The organism is Olsenella sp. An290, assembly GCF_002159535.1.
GTDB lineage: Bacteria > Actinomycetota > Coriobacteriia > Coriobacteriales > Atopobiaceae > Thermophilibacter.
The window spans coordinates 110,437-131,154 of record NZ_NFIU01000004.1 but is presented as its reverse complement, the minus strand read 5'-3'; the positions used below and the strand labels follow the sequence as shown (position 1 = coordinate 131,154).

Genomic DNA, 20,718 nt, shown 5'->3' with positions numbered 1-20,718 from the left:
GCAAAACAGGTCGGCCCGCGGCGCGTTTGGTTGCCAGATAACCGGGGACGTCAGGAGCCCTCGAGCCCCAGGACGATCCTCACGGCGAGAAGAGCCTGCTGGGCGGCGCAGAGCGCGACGCGCGGGGCGAGAAGCGCCCCGGTCGCCCCGACGTCCGACGCGCCGTCGCCGCAGACGTAGAAGCGCCGGCTCACCCGCCTCGTGACGATCTCGCTCGCCGGGCCCGCGCCCGCCATGCCGTTGCCAGCGACGAGCACGGGACCCTCGGGCAGGGTGAGGAGCTCCTCGGCGAGAAGCGCCTTGGCCTCGGGGTCGTCGAAGGCCTCGCAGACGATGTCGCACCCCTCGAAGACCCCCCGGGCATTCTCGGGCGTGACGCGGGTGCGCAGCGCACGCACGCGCGTGCCCGAGCCGATGGCGAGGAGCTGCTCGGCGAGCGCCTCGACCTTGGGACGGCCCAGATGCTCGCGGAAGTAGTGCTGACGGTTGAGGTTGCCCTCATCAACCACGTCAAAGTCGGCGACAACGAGCTCGCCCACCCCGCTGCGCGCAAGCATGACGGCGATGTTGGAGCCGAGCCCGCCCGCCCCTGCGATCCCGATGCGCGCCGCGCGCAGGCGCTCCCGCGCCTCGTGCCCGATACGGCACTCGAGGGCGTCGGGGAGAGCGTCCCCCACGACGGCACCGCCCCTCTCGACGTCCCTCTCCCCCGCCATCAGCCGCCTCCCACGAAGCGGACGACCTCGAGCGCGTCCTCGGCCGTCAGCCGGCGGACATCGAACTCGGCGCGGGGAAGAATCTCCCCGTTGAGCTCGCACGCCACGCGGGCACGCTCGTATCCCATCTGCTCCAGCACCTCGGCGACGGTCCGGCCGTCGGCCTCGGGCGCGGTCCTGCCGTTTATCTGTGCCATGGCAGCCCCCTATTCCAGGTCGAGGTCGATCGTGGTGCCCTCGAAGACCTTGTTCACCGTGCGGACGGCGCACATCTTGCCGCACATGGTGCAGGTCCCCTCCGTCGAGGCGGGCGAGGCCTCGTGGCGCGCACGGGCCGTGTCCGGGTCGAGCGCATAGTCCCACATCTCGCCCCAGGCCAGGCGCCGCCGGGCGTCGCCCATGCGGTCGTCCGCCTCGCGCGCGCCGGGCACGCCCTTGGCGATGTCCGCCGCGTGCGCGGCAATCCGGGTGGCGATAAGACCGTCGAGCACGTCCTTTGCGTCGGGCAGGCAGAGGTGCTCGGCCGGCGTCACGTAGCAGAGGAAGTCTGCCCCGGCGCTCGCCGAGATGGCGCCGCCGATGGCCGCCGTGATGTGGTCGTAGCCCACGCCCACGTCCGTCACGAGCGGGCCGAGCACGTAGTACGGCGCGCCGTGGCAGAGGCGCTTCTCCATCGTCACGTTGGCGGCGATCTCGTTGATGGCCATGTGACCAGGGCCCTCGATCATGACCTGCACGCCCGCGTCCCAGGCGCGCTTCGTGAGCTTGCCGAGCTCGATCATCTCGGCCGTCTCGGCGGCGTCGTTGGCGTCGAAGAGGCAGCCCGGCCGGCACGAGTCGCCCAGCGAGATGGTCACGTCGTACTCGTGACAGATCTCGAGCACCTCGTCGTAGTGCTCGTAGAAGGGGTTCTCGTTGCCCGTGACCTCCATCCAGCCAAACAGCAGCGACCCGCCGCGGCTGACGATGTTCATGAGGCGCCCGGTCTCCTTGAAGGTCTCGATCACGCGGCGGTTGATGCCGCAATGGATGGTGAGGAAGTCCACGCCGTCCTCCGCGTGGGCGCGCACCGTGGCGAGAAGGTCCTCGGCAGTGAGCTCCACGAGCGGCTTCTCCATGTAGCCGATGGCGTCGTACATGGGGACGGTGCCCACCATGAGCGGCGTGCGCTCCACGAGCTGCTGCCGGAAGAAGCGGGTCTTGCCGGAGTTGGAAAGGTCCATGATGGCGTCCGCGCCGTACTTCTCGGCCGTGCCAACCTTCTCCCACTCCATGCTGGCGTCCGCCACGTCCCCGGAGATGCCGAGGTTGACGTTGACCTTGGTGGAGAGGCCCGCGCCCACACCGCGCGGCACGAGGCCCTTCTCGAGGTGGCGGACGTTGGCCGGGATGGCGATGCGCCCCGCCGCCACACCTGCGCGGACGAACTCCGGGTCTCGGCGCTCCGCCTCCGCCACGGCGCGCATCTCGGGCGTGATCTGCCCGGCGCGGGCATAGTCGAGCTGCGTGACGAGGTTCTTCTCGCCGCGCTGTGCCTGTCCGCCCAATTTCTCTACAGCTGTGCTCATGCGCAAAACTCCCTCCGTTGGCATTACCCATGTCAGGTTCCTCGGGTCGGGGCGGGCGCGCCCCCTCTCAGCCTGCCGTCCTGCAAGCTCCCCGCGCTATGCGATTGTTCCGGCGGCGCGAAGTCCGCCCGCGGCAAGTATAGCGCTCGCCCCGGGACTTGTGCTCGCACAGACAAAAGGTGGTTGTAGCGGGGCAAACGGCGTGTCGAGAAAAACTTTGCCCTTCTCGCTTGCACTGTGTATAGGTGTGTATATACTGTACTTACCGAGTATACACGGTGGGCTCGCGGGAGACGTCCTGGCGGGCCAGCACGGAAGGACGACGGCTTGGACATCATCATCTCAACCTCGAGCGGCAGGCCCATCTACGAGCAGATAACCGACCAGATCAAGTCGGCGATCGTGACGGGCCAGCTCGCGGAGGGCGAGCAGCTCCCCTCGATCCGGGCACTCGCCAACAGCCTGCGCGTGAGCGCGATCACCACCAAGCGCGCCTACGCGGACCTGGAGGCGGCAGGCCTGATCGAGACGGTGCAGGGCAAGGGCACCTACGTCGCCGGCGGAAACGCCGAGCTCATCCGCGAGGAGCAGATGAGGGAGGTCGAGGGGCTTCTCGCCAAGGCCGTGGAGCGCGGTCGGGTGATCGGCCTCACCGACGACGAGCTGTCCGAGATGTTCGCCCTGGTACTGGAGTGATGAAAAGGGACTGTCCCTTTTCGTCGGAAAGGACGTCACATGAGCGGCAGTCTCATCGAGGCCCGCGGGCTCGCCAAGCACTACAGCGCCTTCTCGCTGGAAGGCGTGGACCTCACCGTGAACGAGGGCGAGGTCGTGGGCTTCATCGGCCAGAACGGCGCCGGCAAGTCCACCACCATCAAGGCGCTTCTCGGCCTCTTCCCCACCGACGGCGGCGCCTCGAGCGTGCTCGGCGTGCCCAGCGACGAGCTCTCCCGCGCGTCGGGCGCGGCAACCAAGGAGCAGGTCGGCGTCGTCTTCGACGCGATCTCGCTTCCGGAGCACCTCAAGGTCGCGGACGTGGGGCGCATCTACCAGCGCACCTACGCCACGTGGGACGCGCACCGCTTCGGGCGCCTGGTCGACGAGTTTGGCTTGGACACCAAGAAGACCGTGAAGAGCCTCTCGCGCGGCATGGGCATGAAGCTCTCCCTGGCCTGCGCGCTCGCGCACGACGCGCGCCTGCTCATCCTCGACGAGGCCACCGCCGGCCTGGACCCGATGGCGCGCGACGAGGTGCTCGACCTGCTGCGCGACTTCGTGGCCGAGCCCGGCCGCGCGATCCTCATGAGCAGCCACATCACGAGCGACCTCGAGCGCATCGCGGACCGCATCGTGTGCATCGACGCCGGGCGCATCGTCTTTGACCTGCCCAAGGACGTCATCACCGACGAGATGGGCGTCGCGCGCTGTCGCGTGGCTGACCTCGAGAAGATCGCGGACGCGGGCGTCGTCCCGGACGCCGAGCTGCGCTACCTGCACCACGACTACGGCATCGACGTGCTCGTCCCCGACCGCTTTGCCTTTGCGGAGAACTTCCCGGAGATCCCGGTCGACCGCATGACCATAGACGACTACATGACCCTCACCCTGAAGGGCGGTGTCCGATAATGAAGCGCGCGTTCCTCCTCGAGATGACGATCTTCCGCGACTACGCACGGCAGCTCGTGGGACTGGGGCTTCTCGTGAGCCTGTGCATCGGCCTCGGCATGCAGACGCCGCTCGCGATGCCGGCAACGCTCACCTGCATGTTCTTCATGATGAGCGCGATGGGCCTGGCCGCCTACGACCAGCTCAACCACTGGGAGCTCTTCCGGCTCACGCTGCCGCTCTCCCGGCGCGACGTGGTGCTCGGCCGCTACGCTGCCATCGTGACGTTTGGCCTGCTCGGGATGGCCGTGGGCCTCGTGGCGGCGCTTGCGGCGACGGCCGTCGTCTCGGCGGTGGGCCTGCCCGGCGAGGTCGGAGAGGCCTTCGCCTTCGACCCCGGCATGCTCTCCGTCATGGCCGTCGTCACCTGCTTCACCCTGCTCATCGGTGCCGTCGTGGCGAGCGTGGTGACGCCGCTCTACTTCCGCCTGGGCCAGACGCGCGCCACGCAGATCCTGCCCACGGTTATTGTGCTGCTCTTCGTGGTGCCCGTGGTCGTACTCGGCAACAGCGGCATGCTCGACGGCGGTATCCCCGGCATGGAGCTTGTCTCCGCTGCGCTCGAGGCGCTCGACACGCCGACCGGCATGGTTGTGGGCTGTGTGGTCCTTATCGCCCTCTCGTCCGTAGCACTGGCGATCTCCGCCGCCATCTCCCTCAAGCTCTACGAGAGGCGCGAGCTCTAGGGCTAGCGAGAAGAATAGATGCGTTCCCAAGGTACGGGCTTCGTAAGCATAGCCCCGGCTGCCCCCGGCGCGCCGTGGCGCGTCCTAGACTGAGGGCGTTATCGCCAATTGGATTGGAACATGCATGCCCTTCTCGCCAGCAGACATCCTGGAAACCGCACGCCCATGGGTCGTCGCATGGGGTGTGCCCGTTGCCTACCTTGTCCTGTGCGTCATAATGAACCGTGTGGGCAAGCGGCTTAGGCCGCCGATTCCCGACGAAGTCCCCGCAACCTCCAACGTCCCCGAGCTGCACCCGGTGCTGCTCGGTGCGCTGCGCTGCCACGAGGAGAGCGAGCTCTCCAGCGAGAGAAACGCCTACGAGATCGCCCTCGCAGCGGTCGCTCGCATGCTGGGACACGGAGCCGCGACCTTCACGGCGCGCGGCCACGCAACGGGCATTGTTGCAACGTCCGACGAGGACGAGGGGCCCATTGTCACGAAAAAGCGCCACGAAGACCAACGCAACCTCAAGGAAAGGCTGATTCACTCATACGGCGCTCACCTGCGCCTTGCCGTGAAGACGGCTGGCCTGAGCCGCTACGACCTTGACGCACTCAAGCTCGTCATGCCCCCGGACGCCGCGAACTCAAGCGTGGAGGAGCTCTGCAGACACGCGAGAAGCGCCGATCAGTACCGTCGGCTCGGGCGTTTCCTCAAGGATTACGTTGGCGAGCTCTGCTCAGCTGGGCTCGCTCATAGGCCGAACCCACTTGTCTACCTTGTATTCAACCCTCTCGTCAGCATACTCGCCTGCCTCTGGTGCGTGTTCGGGCCGGCCGCCGCGCTCACCGACCCAAGCCCCGCAATCGCAGGCGTGTCGGTTGCGCTGATCGTTGCGGTCATGATCTTTCGTGTGGCCTTCGTTGACCTGGGGCTGAGGCTCACGCCGGCGGGCTGCCAGGTGCTCGCCCATGCGTCAGCGAACGTCAGCTGGGCCGCGACGGCGCGCAACGGCGACGCGTCCTTGGTACGGGAGCTCGCTGACGAGCAAGTTGCCGACCTGCTTGCGGTCCTTCTCGCCATGGGTCGCCGAGACCTGGCAGGCGACCTGGCCGATCAGCTCGTTTACGTGAAGGGGGAGGGCGATCCGGACGCGCGCGGCACGTCCATGGCAGCGAGCTTCTGCGCGCGGCGGCGCTACATAGACGCCTCAACTATGAGGCAGGACCTCTCCCCTGTCGACCTGCTGATCAAACAGACTGACGATATGGTCAACAGCATGAGCTAGCCCGCGGCGTCAGCGCGCGAGCGCCGCGCGGCCACAAAGCGTGGCCGCGAGCACATGCTCGAGCGCGCCGGAGCCGTGGAGCGGGGCACCGCAAGTCACGACCTCGCGGGCCAGCGCCGCGTCGGCGACCACGCTACCGGCAACGAGGTCCACGCCGGCTTCAAACACCGGCGCGCAGATCGTGGCCGACGGGCCCACCACACAGGTGAGCGCGCCGCGCGAAAGCTCCAGCAGCCGGGGCATGGTCTTGTTGGCGAGCGTCATGCCCGTCATGACAACGAGGTCCGCATCCGGCAGCAGATACTCGCACGCGGTGTCAGGCAGGTCGGTGTCCGCACGGGATGCGCGCTCCAGCACGGAGACGTTCGCATGCTCCGCGATGGCGCCGAGGTGTGGGAAGTGGCCGACCACCACCGCACGGGGCCGCGAGCCGTCGTTCTTCTCCGCCGCCATGCGCGCAGCGATCGGGGCGAGAAACACGAACGGGTCCGTGCTCTCAGCGTCCCTGATCAGGCCCAGCGCGTCCAGGCGCCCGAGCTGGTTGTGCCAGGCGTTGAGCGCCGCGACGCCCGTCGACGCCACCTCGAAGTCCCACGACTTGGCGCAGGTCGCAAGCTCACGTAAAGGACGCCCCACCCAGCCGCGCTCCATGCGCAGGCGCACGCCGCCGCGATGGAGCGCCGCCACGCCCGTCCCGCACTCGGCCTCGACAAGGCAGTGGTGAGCGCCCATGGACACGTGCCGCACGAGAACGTCCTCGGGAATCTGGGCGATCATCTGGTCGTAGAGCGACCACGCGTCTGTCATCATTTCCTCCAAGCGGGGTTGTTGGGAGGCGGCATGCTGTTCATTCTCACCGGAGACATCCGGACGGGCAAGACCACGTGGCTCGAGGCGCGGATGCGTGAGCTCGAGGCGGCAGGCGACCCCGTGTACGGCGTGCTCGCGCCCGGCGTGTGGCGCAATGGCGACAAGGTCGGCATCGAGAACGTGCTGTTGCCCTCGCACGAGCGCGTCCTTCTCGCCACACCTGCCGAGGATGGGTGCTCGACCGGCCTGGGCTGGGACTTTGACGCCGACGCGCTTGCCCGCGTGAACGCGCACCTTGCCGAGCTCGCAGCGGCCTCGGGCAACATGCGGGGCGGCCTTCTCGTGATCGACGAGATTGGCCCGCTCGAGCTGCGCTGCAGCGGCGGGCTCACCGCAGCGTTCGAGCTGCTGGATGCCGGGCCCACGCCCGCCTGGCCCCACGCCCTCGTGGTCGTGCGCTCGGCGCTCGCCGAGGACGCTCGCACGCGCTTTGCCCAGAGCTGGCGCTCCGGCGAGCTCCTCTTCCCCGATGAGTCGGGTGCCCGCCGGCTGCATGAGGCCCTTCCCTGACGCCTCCCGAAAAGGTTGGGTACTTTTTTGCTCACCCCCAAAGTAGCCGACAAATGTAACAAGCGTTTGAGCTGATAAAACGTCAAGGACGTGCGCGCTTGTACTCTGGACATGCACAAAAAAGTACCCAACCTTTTGCAACCGTGCGAGGGCCCCGCAAAACCGCAGGAAAGCGGTTGACAAACAGGCACCGCGGCTCCCCAACTCATTGTCTGGGTACTTTTTCTCGAGCACTCAAAGTAGTCAGGACAGCAGACAATGAGTTTGCGCAGCTCAAACCGCCATCGCTTCACAGCGATACTTGAGGGTGGGGCGAAAAAGTACCCAGACAATGAAATCTACTCCCGCACGGCGCCGCGCATCAGCGCGTCGTACTCCTCGTCCGTGAGGTCGTGGCCGTAGAAGAGCTGGTAGTACTCCCCCACCACGTCGCGCAGGTCGTCGTCGAAGCGGTCCGGGTAGCACAGGCGCGCGTACCACTGCAGGCCGATGATCTGGTTGACCGAGGCAGGCATGGAGATCCAGTTGTAAGGCTCGCTCGGCGCGCGGAAGTAGTTGCCGGACTTGATGGCGCTGAGCTCGGCCCAGGCCGGCTCGTCGCCCACGGTGTCAAAAATCGAGTCGCCTACGAAGACGATGAGCTCGGGGTCCCAGAGCGCAATTTGCTCGAGGCCGATCTCGTTGCCCTTGCCGCTAGACGACGGGTCGTCCACCACGACGACGTTCTCGGAGCACATGTCGATGATGCCGGACTGGAAGCCGCCGCGCGCCATCGCGTTGGTGCCGGTGTCGCCGAGCAGGTACGCCGCGTGCGGGCGCTCGTCCTCGGGGACCTCGGTCACGACGGACTCGACCTCGGCCACCGCATCGCGGCAGTAGTCCGCGAGCTCGGCGGCCTTCTCGGACTCCAGGATCTCCGCGAGCTGGTCATAGAGCTCGGCGTAGCTGTGGAGGTCGGTCGAGTCGATGTGCACGCACGGGATGCCGAGCTGCTCCTGCAGCGTGTCCAGCTCCTCGGCGAGCGAATCCTTGGCCTCGCCGATGTCGATGATCAGCTGCGGGTCCGCCGCGGCGACGGCCTCCTTATTGAAGTTGCCCTTGCCTCCGTAGATCTGGCCAAAGACGGGCAGGTCGGCAAGGTCCTCGCCGAGGTAGGCGAGCTGCTCGTCCGTGAGCTCGCCGGAGAGTCCGACCATCTTCTCGGGCGCCACCGTGAGCAGCACCTGCTGGGCCACGGGTCCGGACGCCGCGATGCGCTCGACCTCGGCCGGGATCTCCACCTCGCGCCCGAGCGAGTCCGTGACCACGCGCGTTGCGGCCTGCTCGGCTGCGGGCTGCTGGTCATCGGACTGCTGCGCCGCGGGCGCGCCGCCGCATGCCCCGAGCGACACCGCCACCGCAAGCGCCGCAACCGCCGACAGGAACGTTCTTCTCCTCATCTCACTGCCCTTCTATCTCGTCATATCCAGAGGCACGCAGGCGCGCGCCCGATCGCCGTGGAGCGAGCTGACCTCGACGGGCAGGCCGTAGAGCTCGCTCAGGAGCGGCCCGGTGATGACGTCAGCCGGACTGCCGCAGGCGCGGACGCGCCCGCCGTCGAGCGCGAGCACCGTGTCCGCGTAGAGATAGGCCAGGTCGGGCGCGTGCGTGGACGCAATCACCGAGAGCCCCTCGCTCGCGAGCCGCCGCACGACCGCCATCACGCGCGCCGTGTTGCCAAAGTCGAGCGCGCTCGTAGGCTCGTCCATCACGATCGAGCGCGCGTCCTGCGCGATGGCGCGGGCGATAAGGACGAGCTGCCTCTCCCCGCCCGAGACCTGCATGAAGCTCCGGTGCGCCAGGTGCGCCACGCCCACGCGCTCGAGCGCCTCCTCGGCGCGGGCGCGGTCGGCCGCGTCGGGCGCGCGCAGCGGACCCAGGCGCGACGCCGCGCTCATGAGCACCACGTCGAGCACCTCGTAGTCAAAGACCTGCGCGTGGCTCTGCGGGACGAAGGCCATCTCGCGGGCGCGCTCGGCCACCGTGAGCTCGCCGAGCGGCCGGCCGTTCACGAGGATGGTCCCCGCGCGCGGGCGCTCGAGGCCCAGGATGCAGCGGAAGAGCGTGGTCTTGCCCACGCCGTTGGGCCCGAGCACGCACGCGAGCTCGCCGTCCGCAACGGAGAGGTCCACGCCCTCGAGCACCGCGTGGTCGCCGTAGGAGAAGCTGAGGCCGGAGATCTCAAAGCTCATGTCAGCCGCGCCCCCTCTTCACGATGAGCCACAGGAAGAACGGCGCGCCCACCACGGACGTGAGGATGCCGATGGGGATCTCCGCCGTGAGCGCGAGACGCGCGATGTCGTCGACCACCAGGAGAAACGTCGCGCCCGCGAGCATGCTGGCCGGCAGGAGGTGCCGGTAGTCGCTACCCACCAGGCCGCGCGCGAGGTGCGGCACCACGAGCCCGACCCAGCCGATGAGGCCGGAGACCGCCACGCTCGCCGCGGTCACGAGCGCCGAGAAGAGCACGGCCACGGCACGCACGCGCGGGGCGTTCACGCCCATGGAGAGAGCCTCGTCGTCGGACATCGTGAGGACGTTGAGGCGCCAGCGCATGGCTATGAGGCCGGTGAGGCCGATCGCGATGGGCGCGGCCGCCAGCGCGAGGTCAGCCACCTTGGCGCCGTTGAACGAGCCGAGCAGCCAGAACGTGATGGCCTGCAGCTGGTTGGACGGGTCGGCCACGAGCTTGGTGTAGGAGACGCCGGCCTCGAAGAGCGACTTCACCATGATGCCGGCGAGCACGGTCACGAGGATCCGGTTGCCGCGCGCCCGACTGCTCACCAGCAGCACGATGCCCACCGCGGCGAGCGAGACGGCGAAGGCCGAGCCGGAGATCACGAGCGAGGTACCGCCCGCGAGGATGGCCCAGCACGCGCCGAACGCCGCGCCCTGCGACGCGCCGAGGAAGTCCGGCGAGACGAGCGGGTTCTGGAAGATGCCCTGAAAGGCGGCGCCTGCGGCCGAGAGGCTCGCACCCACGAGGATCACCAGCAGGATGCGCGGCAGGCGCACGTTGAAGAAGAGCGTCTCCTGCTGCGCGGAGAAGTCGCCGAGGCCGGGCGCCACGCGGGAGGCCAGGAGCTCGAGCGCGTCGGCCGGGCCGATGGGATAGCGGCCGAGCGCCAGCGACACGAGGACGATGGCCACGAGCAACGCGCCGAGAAGGGCAATGATCCGGCCGGGATGTCTGCGGGCGAGGGCCGTCATGCGCGCTCGCCCTTCCCCGGACCCTCGCCGCGGCGCTCGGCGCGCCGGCGGACGAGCTGCGCCACGATGGCGAGGGCAATCTCGGCGGGCGTGACGGCACCGATGGCGAGGCCGATCGGCATGGCCACGGCGTCGACGCGCTCCCGCGGCACGCCGGCGGCGACGAGGTGCTCGCGCGCGAGTGCGGCCTTGCGAGCGCTGCCGATGCAGCCCACGTAGGCGGGCTGGACGTCGCGGGAAAGCACGGCGAGAAGGACCGTCTCGTCGTAGGCGTGCCCGTGCGTGAGCACGACGACGGAGTCGCGCGGCCCGATGGCGGCGCTGGCGGCGAGCTCGTTGAATGCGCCGCAGGTCACGGTGGCTGCCTGCGGCAGGCGCTCGCTCGTGGCGAGCTCCGGTCGATCGTCGTAGACGTGCGCCTCGAAGCCCGCCGCGACGGACATGCCCACGAGCGCGGCGCCCACGTGCCCGGCACCAAAGACGTGCAGGCGGCTCGGGGCGGCGACGGGCTCGCGGTAGGTGGCCCGCGCGTCGTCCCAGGTCGGGGCGGAGAGGCGCGCGGCCGGGCCGACCTCGATCGTCGGCGCGGCGGCGTCCGCCCAGCGCTCCGACACGCAGACGGGCTCGTCACGCAGCAGCGCGTCGCGCACGGCGAGAAGAGCGGGCAGGTCGTCGGCCGTGAGCGCGCGCACCGCGAGCAGGGCGTCGCCGCCGCAGGCCATGGCGTCGCCCGTGTGGTACCACTCGAGGCTCGGAGCGCCACCGCCCTGCGCCGCGCGGGCGCGCTCGCTGGCCAGCTGCTCGATAGCGCCGCCGCCGACGGTCCCGATGAGCTCGCCATCTGCGAGGACCGCCAGGCGCGCTCCCTCGTGGCGCGGCATCGAGCCGCTCGTGGCGAGCAGGCTCGCCAGCCCCACGCGCCGTCCGGCCTCGAGCTCCGCCACGAGCGCGGAGACGAAGCCCTCGTCGGAAAGGGAGCCGTTGACAGGACGCGCGTTCTTCTCGGCCTGCTCGTCCTTCTCGCCCGAGAGCGCGAGGATCGCCTCGAGCACGCCGCCGCCCACGGCCAGTGCCTTGTCGGAGGCGCTCTCGATGTACTCCGGGTGGCAGCGCGGGTCCACGTCGCCGCACTTCATGCCCTTGTGCACGGGAACGCCCGCCTGCAGGAGCCCCCGCACCACGCCGTCGATCGTCGCGCGCATGGGCTCGCCGACCACCGTGGCGCAGACGTCACCGGCCGCGACCTGCGCGCCGACCTCCACACACGGCTCGAAGACGCCGTCCGCCGGCGCCCGCATCACGCGCTCGCCCGCGTAGCCGCCGATGAGTCCGGGCACCGCCGTGTTGGGGATCGGCGAGCCCTCGTAGTAGACGCGCCCCAGGTAGTGGCCGCGCATCGTCTCCACGGCAGCGTCGCAGTCCTCGCGCGCGGTGAAGCCGGGGCCCACGCCAATGACGACGGGCGCCAGGTCGCGCGTGGTGCCGAGGTTGCGCTTGGCGAGAATGGCATCCACCAGCGCGTCGGGTGCGAGGTCTCGCACGCAGGCGGCCTCGGGGTCAACGAGCACGGCGACGTCACCCGCCGCCGCGGCCGCACGCGCCGCCGCAGCGTCCGCGCACAGCACGCCGCGCACGCCCTCCACGCGCATCTCGCCCAGGCGGATGGCCTCCGAGAAGCACACGGTGCGCCGGATTGACGTGGGCACCGCAAGGTCGCACATCACGACCTGCATGCCCGCGCGATGCAGTCGCAGCGCGATGCCCGACGCGATGTCCCCCGCCCCGCGAATCACGACCAGCATGTCTTGATAACCTCCTCGTCAGCGTTATATTTTCAAAAACATAACGCTCTGCGCGACGTCGAATTCCTTCTAGTTAGTCTAGCTCACAAATAGTTTGCCTCTGCTGTCGACAGGGCGAGCGGCGCCAGTACGCTCCTGGGCGGCACCAGCATAACCATCGCGTCAGAACGGACAAAATCGGCCGGTTATATCGCTCGTTTTGGTCGTTTTGACGCGATGGTTGCCCGAAACGGCACGGCGAGAAGGACCTCAGCTCGCGGCGATCTCCCGCACGGCGGCCACGGCGGCGTCGATCTCGTCCTCCGTGTTGAACCAGCCGCAGCTCAGGCGCACGATGCCCTGGCGCTCCGTCCCCAGCGCACGGTGCATGAGCGGCGCGCAGTGGGCACCGGCGCGACACGCGATCCCCCAGCCGGCAGACAGCGCGTCGGCAACCTCCGCCGAGTCCAACCCATCCACGTTCAGTGCCACAATCGATCCGCAGCGCTCGGGCGCCACGGGCCAGCCGCCGTACACCGTCACGCCCGGCACGTCGCACACGCCCTCGTAGAGCCGCCGCGCCAGCGCGTGCTCGCGCGCGCCCACCGCCGCGGGCCCGCCGTTCTTCTCGATAAACGCAATGCCCGCCGCAAGACCGGCCAGACCGTGAGCGTTGAGCGTCCCCGCCTCCATCCGCGTGGGCCACTCCAGCGGGTGCCGACGCTCGAAGGAGTGCACGCCGGAGCCGCCCTCGGCCCACGGTCGCACGTCGACGCCCTCGGCCACCGCCATGCCGCCCGTGCCCTGCGGGCCCATGAGACCCTTGTGTCCGGTGAAGCATACCACGTCGATGCCCATGGCCTCCATGTCCAGGGGCACCGCCCCCGCCGTCTGCGACGCGTCCACCAGGCAGAGCGCGCCCGCGGCGTGCGCGAGCCGCGCCACGCGGGCCACGTCCACAAGGTTGCCCGTCACATTGGAGCCATGCGTCACCGCAACGAGACGCGTGCCCGGCGTGACCAGCCGCTCGAGCTCGTCCAGGTCGAGAAACCCGTGCGCGTCGCAGCCGGCGTAGGCGACCTCCACGCCCCGCTCGTCCGCCAGGCGCGCGAGCGGGCGCAGCACGGAGTTGTGCTCCAGCACCGTCGTGACCACGCGGTCGCCCGGACCCACCAGGCCGGACAGCGCGGCATTGAGCGCCGCCGTCGCATTGGCCGAGAAGCACACGTGGTCGGCGCGCGGGCAGCCCAGGAGCGTCGCCACCGCCTCGCGGGCGCGCAGCACCACGCGCCCGGCGTCGAGCGCGCCCGCGGACGCACCGCGCCCCGCGTTTCCGAGCGAGCCCATCGCCGCCACGACGGCGTCCACGACCTCCTGCGGCTTGTGCATCGTCGTTGCCGCGTTGTCCAGGTAGATCATCGGTCCCACGTCCTTCTCGCCTGCCACTCAGCGAAACTCCAAGAGCTCGATCACCGTCATGGCCTCGACGGGCACGCCGTCGGCGGCCAGCGCGGACGCGAGCTCCTCGCGTGCCTCCGGCGCGGTCTTCCACGCCAGGCCGCAGCCGGCCGCGACCTCGCCGGGCACCGGAATCATCCGTCCGCCCAGGCCGCGCCGCTGGCAACACTCCTCGCATGACATCGCCGCCGCCGTGGTGGGAAACGTCACCACCAGAGACGGCACCCGCACGCGCGCCATCGCCCGACGCCCCGCCGGACCCTACGGCCGCACCACGAGGCTCGCACCGGTCAGCCGCTGCGCGATCACGTACATGTTGGTGACCTCGCCCACGGCCAGCGTGTCCGCGATGCCGTAGTGGTCGAGGCAGGTCCCGCAGGTCAGCACCTCCACGCCGGAGGCCGCAAGGCCGCGCAGGTCCTCGAGCGCCGCAGAGCCCTCGCAGCTGAGGTGCGCGCCGCCGTTGTAGAGCAGCACGGTCGCCGGCAGCTCGTCGAGCTGCGTGAGCGAGTAGACGAAGCTCCCCATGAGCTTGCGTCCCAGCACGTCGTCGCCAGTGCCCATGCACTCGGAGGTGATGGCCACCACGACCTTGCGCGCCGCAGGCGCGGCCGCGGACGGCGCGCCCGGCGTCGGCACCTCGCACGTCGCCGACTCCGCCTCCGCGTCGCTCACGCCCAGCGCCACGTCCGTGGTCACGGTCACGCGCCATTCCTTCTCGCCCAGGCGCTCGCTCGCCACCGCGCAGCCCTTGCCCTCGCCCATGCGCGTGAGGTTCTGCACCGCGACCTCGTTGTCCACGAGGGTCTCCACGCTGCCCGGACCGGCCAGCGCCGCGAGCGCCTTCAGGGTCCGCACCACAGGGATGGGGCACGCCTCGCCCCGCGCGTCGATCGTGAGCACCGTGTCTGCCATGTTCTCTCCTCGCTCGTTTGCCGAAAAACGGTCTGCTAGCCAGAAAAATTGTAATAGGGCGTTGTATTTTGAAAACTACAATGCGGCGGACGGCAGCAATGCGTCGAGGAGGTGGGACATGGGCTTTGCGGAGGCTCTGGGCGTGAGGCCCGGCGTGACGTCGGTCATCGGCAGCGGCGGCAAGACGTCGCTTCTGGCGGCGCTCGCGCGCGAGCTGCCGGGCGCGGTCGTGCTCACCACCACGACGCACATCCTGCCATTCCCGAACGTACCGCTCGTGACCTCGGCCGACGCCGACAACGTGCGCACGGCCCTCGCGGGGTCGCGCGTCGTCTGCGTGGGCTCGCAGGCCGAGAAGAACGGCAAGCTCGTGACCCCCGAGCTGGGCATCGACGCGCTGGCGTCCCTCGCGGACCACGTGCTCGTGGAGGCCGACGGCGCCCGGCGCCTCCCCCTCAAGGCCCACGCCCCCTGGGAGCCCGTCATCCCCGCATGCTCGGACCGCACGATCCTCGTGCTCGGCGCCTCCGGCCTCGGCCATCCCGTGCGCGAGAAGGTCCACCGCCCGGAGCTCTTCTGCGAGCTCGCCGGCTGCGCGCCGGACGACCCCGCCACACCCGAGCTCGTCGCCCGCGCCGCCAACGCCGAGGCCCTGGCCGACGTCGCCCTCGTCAACCAGGCCGACGTCGCCCCCGACGCGGCCCGCGACCTCGCCGCCCTTCTCGCCATCCCAGCGTTCGTAGGCAGCGTCTTGCTACCCTCTTCCGGGTGTGCACAAGATTAAGCTATTGATAAGTTACCTAACGATTACAAACCCGCAGCTAGATGTCCCGCCGACAAGAACATCAGACTTGCAACTTCGTAGACACCCGGAAGGAAACCACCCAGCACCTGAGGACCAAAACGGCGGACGCCCGCCGCGCTTCTAAGCGAGAGTTCTGAGCGCAAAGCGCGAACACTCTCGCGTGAAGCGTGACGGGCCGTCCCCCGCGCGTGAGGCCCTGCCTACAGGTAAGCCACGGCCTTGATCTCGACCTTGGCGGCCTTGGGCAGCGCGGCCACCTCGAAGGCGGCGCGGCTGGGGTACGGCGCGGTGAAGAACTCGCCGTAGACCTCGTTCATGGCCGCGAAGTCGGCGATGTCGTCGAGAAGGACGGTGACCTCGGCGACGTCGGCCATGGAGGCGCCGGCGGCCTCGAGGATGTTCTTGATGTTGGTGAGGCTCTGGCGCGTCTGGGCCTGGATGTCCTCGCCGGCGAACTCGCCGGTGGCCGGGTCGATCGGCAGCTGGCCGGACACGTGGATGGCCTTGGTGGCCGGGGCGGCCACGGCGGCGGAGTAGGGGCCGAGCGCCGCAGGCGCCTTGTCGGTGACGATTGCCTCGATTGCCATGTTCTTCTCCTTTGCTTGAGGGGGATGTCCCCGCTTTACGACTGACTGGTGACTATCGTGCCACGTAGCGGCCGGGGGTGGGGCCGCAAGGTTCGCCGTCGCGGGCCACGAGCTCGCCGCCCACGTAGACGAGGTGCGCGCGACCGTGCGCCTCGAGGCCCTCCCACGGCGTGTAGTCCACGGCCTGGTGCTGGGTCGCGGCGCTGATGGTCCAGCGCGCCGACGGGTCCCACACGCAGACGTCGGCGGCGGCGCCCACGGCCAGGCGCCCGCGCTCCGGCCACAGGCCGAAGGTACGCGCCGGGCCCTCCGACAGCAGGCGGCAGAGCCCCTCGGGCCCGAGCTGACCCTCGAAGGTCGTGGCCATCACGGCCGGTCGGTGCTCGATGCCGGGACCGCCGTTGGGGATCTTGGTGAAGTCGCCGCGGCCGCGGTCCTTCTGGCCGTGCAGGTTGAACGAGCAGTGGTCCGTCGCGATGGAGTCCACCTCGCCGGCGAGCACCGCCTCGCGCAGGGCGCGCACATCACGCGGCTTACGCAGCGGCGGGCTCATCACGTACTTGGCGCCCGCGAAGCCGTCGTCACCGGCCTCGAGGTAGCGCGTGTCGTCCAGCGTGAGGTACTGCGGGCAGGTCTCCACGTAGATGCCCTGCTGGCCGCGGGCGCGGGCGGCGCGCACGGCGAGAAGGCCGAGCTCCGTGGACAGGTGCACCACGTTGACGCGCGCGCCCGCGATCTGGGCCAGGTAGAGCAGGCGGCTCACGGCGTCCGCCTCGGCCTCGGCCGGTCGGGAGAGCGGGTGCCCCTCCGGGCCCGTGATGCCCTCGGCGAGCACCTGACGCTGCAGCTCGTTCACCACGTCGCCGTTCTCGCAGTGCACGCAGAGCACGGCGTCCAGGTCGCGCACGACCTCCAGGCAGCGCAGCGTCTCCGCGTCGGAGAGCCGCAGGTGGTCGTAGGCGAGGTAGGTCTTGAAGCTCGAGACGCCCGCCTCGCGCATGCGGCGCATCTGCCCCGGCGAGTCCTCGCCCCACTCGGCGATCGCCATGTGGAAGCCGTAGTTTGCCGTGCAGCCGGCGCCGCCCTCGGCGCGCGCGTGCCACTCGGCCAGCGCCTCGTCCATCGTCACGCCGCGGTCGGCCGTGGCGTAGTCCACGATGCAGGTGGTGCCGCCGCAGGCAGCGGCGCGCGTCCCGGTCTCAAAGCTGTCGGCCGTCCAGTCCATGCCGGTCCAGCACTGCAGGTGGGTGTGCGCGTCGATGAAGCCGGGGAACACCCAGCAGCCGCTCACGTCCTCCACGACGTCCGTGAGCCCGGGCTCGATGTGCGCGGCAATCTCCGCGATCTTCTCGCCCTCCAGCGCGAGGTCGGCGCGACGCAGCCCCTCCGGCGTGACCAGCGTGCCGTTTGCCAGGATCCTCCTCATCGGCTCTCCCCTCTCTCGGCCAGCGCGCCCTCGAGGCGCGCCAGGTCCTCGGGCGTGTCCACGTCGGCGAGCTCCCACTCGTCGGCGGCCTCCACCAGGCGCACGCGACCCTCCAGCTCGGCATGGCCGTCGAGAAGGACGCGCCCTCCCGTGTCGCCCTCCAGCCGAGCCAGCGCGGCCAGCGTGTCGTTCGGCCAGAGCACCGGGTTCGCGGCGCGGCCGCGCCAGCCCAGGCGCACGATTGCCGTGGGCTCGCGGACGAGCTCCGCCACCATCGAGCGCACGCTCCTCTCGCTCAGGAGCGGCTGGTCGCCGGTCACGAAGAGGCAGCCGGCGCGATGCCCCAGCGCCTCCAGTCCCGCGCGCATCGTGTCGCTCTTGAGCGGACCGTCCGCGCGCACGCAGCGAACGCCGAGCCGCTCGCACAGCTCCTCGACCGCGTCCCAGCGCGTCACCACCACGACGTCCAGGAGATTCGCCGGCAGCGCGGCGAGCGTGCGCTCCAGCACGGCCGTGCCGGCCAGCGGCGCCACGAGCTTCTCGCCCGGCTCGCCGCCAAAGCGCGCGCCCTCGCCGGACGCCATGACCACGCAGCCCAGGCGGGCCACGTCGGCAAAACCCGAGAAGCACGTCTCGTAGGCGGCGGAGAGCGCCCAGCGGCTCGTGCGCTCGAACGCGCGGTAGCGCTCGATCAGCTCGCGCGCCTCGGCGGTAAGCTGCGAGCCGCCGCCCCCGGAGCCGCCCACGGTCCGCTCGGTGAGCGCGAAGCCAAAGGCCTGCTCGGCGTCGTGCACGAGGCGCGTGGCCTTGGTGTAGGCCATCCCCATGTCGATCGCGGCGGCGCGCAGGCTGCCCAGCTCGCCCACGCGCTCCAGCAGCTCGACCGGACCGGGCCCAAAGACCCGGTGCCCGTCGTCGCCCAGAAGATATGCCCTGAGGTCGGGTCTCATGCCGCGCGCCCCACCGTCCTTCTCGCCCGACGCGTCCTTGCTAGCCACGTACGATGGTACCCGTCTTGCCGGCGATTCCGTCGGCCGCCCGGTCGAGGAGCGTGATGAGCGACGAGCGGCCCTCGCCGGACTGCGCGAAGGCCAGCGCGGCCTCCACCTTGGGCAGCATCGAGCCGGGCGCGAACTGGCCCTCCTCGATGTAGCGCGCCGCAGTCTCGGGCGTGAGCTCGTCCAGCCACTGCTGGTCGGGCTTGCCAAAGTTCACGGCCACCTTCTCCACGGCCGTGAGGATCACCAGGAAGTCGGCGTCCAGCTGCTCGGCCAGGCGCGCCGCCGCGAAGTCCTTGTCGATGACCGCCGCGGCGCCCTTAAGGTGGTGGCCCTCGGTGTGGAAGACCGGGATGCCGCCGCCACCGCAGGCGATGACCACGTGGTTGGTCTCGACGAGCGAGCGGATGGTGTCCAGCTCCACGATGCCCACGGGCTTGGGCGAGGCCACCACGCGGCGGTACCCGCGCCCGGCGTCCTCGATCACGTCGTAGCCGCGCTCGGCGATCATGCGGTCGGCCTCCTCGCGCGTCATGAAGGCGCCGATCGGCTTGGTGGGGTTGGCGAACGCCGGGTCCTCCGGGTCCACCTCCACCTGCGTGAGCACCGTGGCGGCGCCCATCTCGATTCCGCGGTCCAGCATCTCCTCGCGCAGCGCGTTCTGCAGGTCGTAGCCGATGTAGCCCTGGCTCATGGCCACGCAGACCGACAGCGGGCACGGGATGTACTTCTCGGGGTCGGAGCGCGTGAGCTGCGTCATGGCCTCCTGGATCATGCCCACCTGCGGGCCGTTGCCGTGGGCCACCACGACCTCGTTGCCCTGCTCGATGAGGTCCACGATGGCGCGCGCCGTGTGCTTGACCGCCTCCATCTGCTCCGGCAGGTTCTTGCCCAGCGCGTTGCCGCCCAGGGCGATGACGATTCTCTTACCCATGGTTCCTCTCCTGAATAGAAAAGTTGCCTAGAAGGGGCGCTCCCCCTCTAGGCAACTCTGGGGAATCGAGCGACTAGGCCTGGTTCCAGCGGGGCTTGCCGGCCGCCTCGAGCGCGGCGAGCGTGGCCACGGGGTCCTTGACCTTCTGCAGGAAGATCATGGCCGCGATGGCGTACGGCTTGTAGCTGGCCTCCTTGTACATGCCCACGCGGTGCATGTCAAAGACGTCGGCCATGACCTCGCCGTGCTCGCAGGAGACGCCGGAGATGTCGGCGGGCAGCGGGTGCATGTAGATGGTGTCCTGGCCGTTGGCGGTCTTGGCCATGAGGTCGGTCGTGGAGCACCAGTCCTGGTGCGTGGCGTTCTGGGCGAGGAGCTCCTTCTCCAGCGCCTTGATGCCCTCGTCGTCGCCCGCGGCGTAGAGCTTGGTGCGCTGCTCCATGGCGGCGTAGGGCGCCCAGCTCTTGGGGATGACGATGTCGGCGCCCTCGAAGGCCTCCTCCATGGTGTTCACCTGCTTGAAGGTGCAGCCGGACTCGGCGGCGTAGGCCTTGGCGGCCTCCACGCGGTCGCCCATGAGGTCGTAGCCCTCGGGGTGGGCCAGCGTAACGTCCATGCCAAAGCGCGGAAGCAGCGAGATGAGCGACTGCGGGCAGGAGAGAGGCTTGCCGTAGCTCGGGGAGTACGCCCAGGTCACGGCCACCTTCTTACCGCGGAGGTTCTCCAGGCCGCCAAACTCCTCGATGAGGTAGAGCATGTCGGCGGAGGACTGGGTGGGGTGGTCGGAGTCGGACTGCAGCGAGATGAGCGTGGGACGGTGGTCGAGCACGCCGTCGGCGTAGGCCTCGGCGACGGACTCGGCGACCTCGGCCATGTAGGCGTCGCCGGCGCCGATGTACATGTCGTCGCGGATGCCGATGACGTCGGCCATGAAGGAGATCATCGTGGCGGTCTCGCGGACGGTCTCGCCGTGGGCGATCTGGGACTTCTTCTCGTCGAGGTCCTGGAGCTGGAGGCCCAGGAGGTTCGTGGCCTTGGAGAACGAGAAGCGCGTGCGCGTGGAGTTGTCACGGAAGAGCGAGACGGCGAGGCCGGAGTCGAAGATGCGCGGGGAGATGTTGCGCTCGCGGAGGTTGCGCAGGGCAGCGGCCACGGCGTAGAGCGCGCGCAGCTCGTCGGTGGTCTTGTCCCAGGTGTGCAGGAAGTCGGAGTCGTACATGCCGGAGAAGTCGTAGCCCTTGAGCTCGTCGAGGAGCGCGGAGAAGTCCTTGGCCATGGTT

At 69.6% G+C, this 20,718-nt stretch carries 22 protein-coding genes and 1 riboswitch; of the genes, 6 read left to right on the top strand and 16 right to left on the bottom strand.

Annotated features, from left to right (window positions below; translation table 11 throughout):
- Positions 1–50: 50 nt before the first annotated feature.
- From thiF to thiC, 3 genes are all read right to left on the bottom strand, one after another.
- A complete protein-coding gene (gene thiF / locus B5F84_RS04230) occupies positions 51–716 on the bottom strand; it encodes a sulfur carrier protein ThiS adenylyltransferase ThiF (RefSeq protein ID WP_087321197.1) in 666 nt (221 codons plus the stop codon).
- Positions 716–913, bottom strand: coding sequence for a sulfur carrier protein ThiS (gene thiS / locus B5F84_RS04225; protein WP_087226084.1), 198 nt, complete (start codon positions 911–913; stop codon positions 716–718). Before thiS ends, thiF begins: the two co-directional genes overlap by 1 nt.
- 9 nt (positions 914–922) lie before the next feature.
- A complete protein-coding gene (thiC, locus tag B5F84_RS04220) occupies positions 923–2,284 on the bottom strand; it encodes a phosphomethylpyrimidine synthase ThiC (protein WP_087321195.1) in 1,362 nt (453 codons plus the stop codon).
- A riboswitch (TPP riboswitch) is annotated at positions 2,276–2,388 on the bottom strand. (Overlaps the previous gene by 9 nt.)
- A gap of 223 nt (positions 2,389–2,611) precedes the next feature.
- Here thiC and B5F84_RS04215 point away from each other — a divergent pair.
- From B5F84_RS04215 to B5F84_RS04200, 4 genes are all read left to right on the top strand, one after another.
- A complete protein-coding gene (locus B5F84_RS04215) occupies positions 2,612–2,980 on the top strand; it encodes a GntR family transcriptional regulator (RefSeq protein WP_087321193.1) in 369 nt (122 codons plus the stop codon).
- Between the two features lie 39 nt (positions 2,981–3,019).
- Positions 3,020–3,910, top strand: coding sequence for an ABC transporter ATP-binding protein (locus tag B5F84_RS04210; RefSeq protein WP_087321191.1), 891 nt, complete (start codon positions 3,020–3,022; stop codon positions 3,908–3,910).
- Positions 3,910–4,635: an ABC-2 transporter permease gene (locus tag B5F84_RS04205; RefSeq protein ID WP_087321189.1), complete on the top strand. Its 726-nt coding sequence runs from the start codon at positions 3,910–3,912 to the stop codon at positions 4,633–4,635. Before B5F84_RS04210 ends, B5F84_RS04205 begins: the two co-directional genes overlap by 1 nt.
- Before the next feature lie 124 nt (positions 4,636–4,759).
- Positions 4,760–5,905 carry a hypothetical protein gene (locus B5F84_RS04200; protein WP_087321187.1) on the top strand — a complete coding sequence of 382 codons (1,146 nt, stop codon included), beginning with the start codon at positions 4,760–4,762 and terminating at the stop codon, positions 5,903–5,905.
- 9 nt (positions 5,906–5,914) lie between these two features.
- Here the strand turns inward: B5F84_RS04200 and B5F84_RS04195 are convergent, their stop codons facing one another.
- Positions 5,915–6,712, bottom strand: coding sequence for a DUF364 domain-containing protein (locus B5F84_RS04195; RefSeq protein ID WP_158094486.1), 798 nt, complete (start codon positions 6,710–6,712; stop codon positions 5,915–5,917).
- 33 nt (positions 6,713–6,745) lie between these two features.
- Here B5F84_RS04195 and B5F84_RS04190 point away from each other — a divergent pair, with 33 nt between their 5' ends.
- Complete coding sequence (locus B5F84_RS04190) at positions 6,746–7,285, top strand: nucleoside-triphosphatase (RefSeq protein WP_158094485.1); 540 nt, start codon at positions 6,746–6,748, stop codon at positions 7,283–7,285.
- A 338-nt stretch (positions 7,286–7,623) separates the two neighbouring features.
- Here B5F84_RS04190 and B5F84_RS04185 read toward each other — a convergent pair whose 3' ends face one another.
- The 7 genes from B5F84_RS04185 to yedF form a co-directional block, all read right to left on the bottom strand.
- Positions 7,624–8,724, bottom strand: coding sequence for an ABC transporter substrate-binding protein (locus B5F84_RS04185; protein ID WP_087321181.1), 1,101 nt, complete (start codon positions 8,722–8,724; stop codon positions 7,624–7,626).
- A gap of 12 nt (positions 8,725–8,736) precedes the next feature.
- Positions 8,737–9,516 carry an ABC transporter ATP-binding protein gene (locus B5F84_RS04180; protein ID WP_087321179.1) on the bottom strand — a complete coding sequence of 260 codons (780 nt, stop codon included), beginning with the start codon at positions 9,514–9,516 and terminating at the stop codon, positions 8,737–8,739.
- A 1-nt stretch (position 9,517) separates the two neighbouring features.
- Complete coding sequence (locus B5F84_RS04175; RefSeq protein ID WP_087321177.1) at positions 9,518–10,534, bottom strand: iron ABC transporter permease; 1,017 nt, start codon at positions 10,532–10,534, stop codon at positions 9,518–9,520.
- Positions 10,531–12,336 (bottom strand): selenium-dependent molybdenum cofactor biosynthesis protein YqeB, encoded by a 1,806-nt coding sequence (gene yqeB / locus B5F84_RS04170; protein ID WP_087321175.1) that lies wholly within the window; start codon positions 12,334–12,336, stop codon positions 10,531–10,533. The genes B5F84_RS04175 and yqeB overlap by 4 nt, the downstream gene beginning before the upstream one ends.
- 249 nt (positions 12,337–12,585) lie before the next feature.
- Entirely contained in the window at positions 12,586–13,761 is a 1,176-nt protein-coding gene (locus B5F84_RS04165) for an aminotransferase class V-fold PLP-dependent enzyme (protein WP_239378244.1), read from the bottom strand.
- Positions 13,762–14,013 (bottom strand): DUF3343 domain-containing protein, encoded by a 252-nt coding sequence (locus tag B5F84_RS04160; protein ID WP_087321171.1) that lies wholly within the window; start codon positions 14,011–14,013, stop codon positions 13,762–13,764. It lies immediately after the preceding gene.
- Between the two features lie 21 nt (positions 14,014–14,034).
- Positions 14,035–14,688: a sulfurtransferase-like selenium metabolism protein YedF gene (yedF, locus tag B5F84_RS04155; protein WP_204205501.1), complete on the bottom strand. Its 654-nt coding sequence runs from the start codon at positions 14,686–14,688 to the stop codon at positions 14,035–14,037.
- Positions 14,689–14,806: 118 nt separating this feature from the next.
- Here yedF and yqeC point away from each other — a divergent pair, with 118 nt between their 5' ends.
- Entirely contained in the window at positions 14,807–15,472 is a 666-nt protein-coding gene (yqeC, locus tag B5F84_RS04150; RefSeq protein WP_087321169.1) for a selenium cofactor biosynthesis protein YqeC, read from the top strand.
- 221 nt (positions 15,473–15,693) lie between these two features.
- On the opposite strand, the gene B5F84_RS04145 is transcribed toward yqeC, so the two are convergent.
- The 5 genes from B5F84_RS04145 to ygeW form a co-directional block, all read right to left on the bottom strand.
- Complete coding sequence (locus B5F84_RS04145; RefSeq protein ID WP_087321167.1) at positions 15,694–16,080, bottom strand: Rid family detoxifying hydrolase; 387 nt, start codon at positions 16,078–16,080, stop codon at positions 15,694–15,696.
- Positions 16,081–16,132: 52 nt separating this feature from the next.
- Positions 16,133–17,506 (bottom strand): dihydropyrimidinase, encoded by a 1,374-nt coding sequence (gene hydA / locus B5F84_RS04140; RefSeq protein WP_087321165.1) that lies wholly within the window; start codon positions 17,504–17,506, stop codon positions 16,133–16,135.
- Positions 17,503–18,504, bottom strand: a complete 1,002-nt coding sequence (locus B5F84_RS04135) for an NTP transferase domain-containing protein (protein WP_143786047.1) — start codon at positions 18,502–18,504, stop codon at positions 17,503–17,505. The genes hydA and B5F84_RS04135 overlap by 4 nt, the downstream gene beginning before the upstream one ends.
- Positions 18,497–19,438 carry a carbamate kinase gene (gene arcC / locus B5F84_RS04130; protein ID WP_087226028.1) on the bottom strand — a complete coding sequence of 314 codons (942 nt, stop codon included), beginning with the start codon at positions 19,436–19,438 and terminating at the stop codon, positions 18,497–18,499. The genes B5F84_RS04135 and arcC overlap by 8 nt, the downstream gene beginning before the upstream one ends.
- Before the next feature lie 73 nt (positions 19,439–19,511).
- Entirely contained in the window at positions 19,512–20,714 is a 1,203-nt protein-coding gene (gene ygeW, locus B5F84_RS04125) for a knotted carbamoyltransferase YgeW (protein WP_087321161.1), read from the bottom strand.
- Positions 20,715–20,718: the final 4 nt, after the last annotated feature.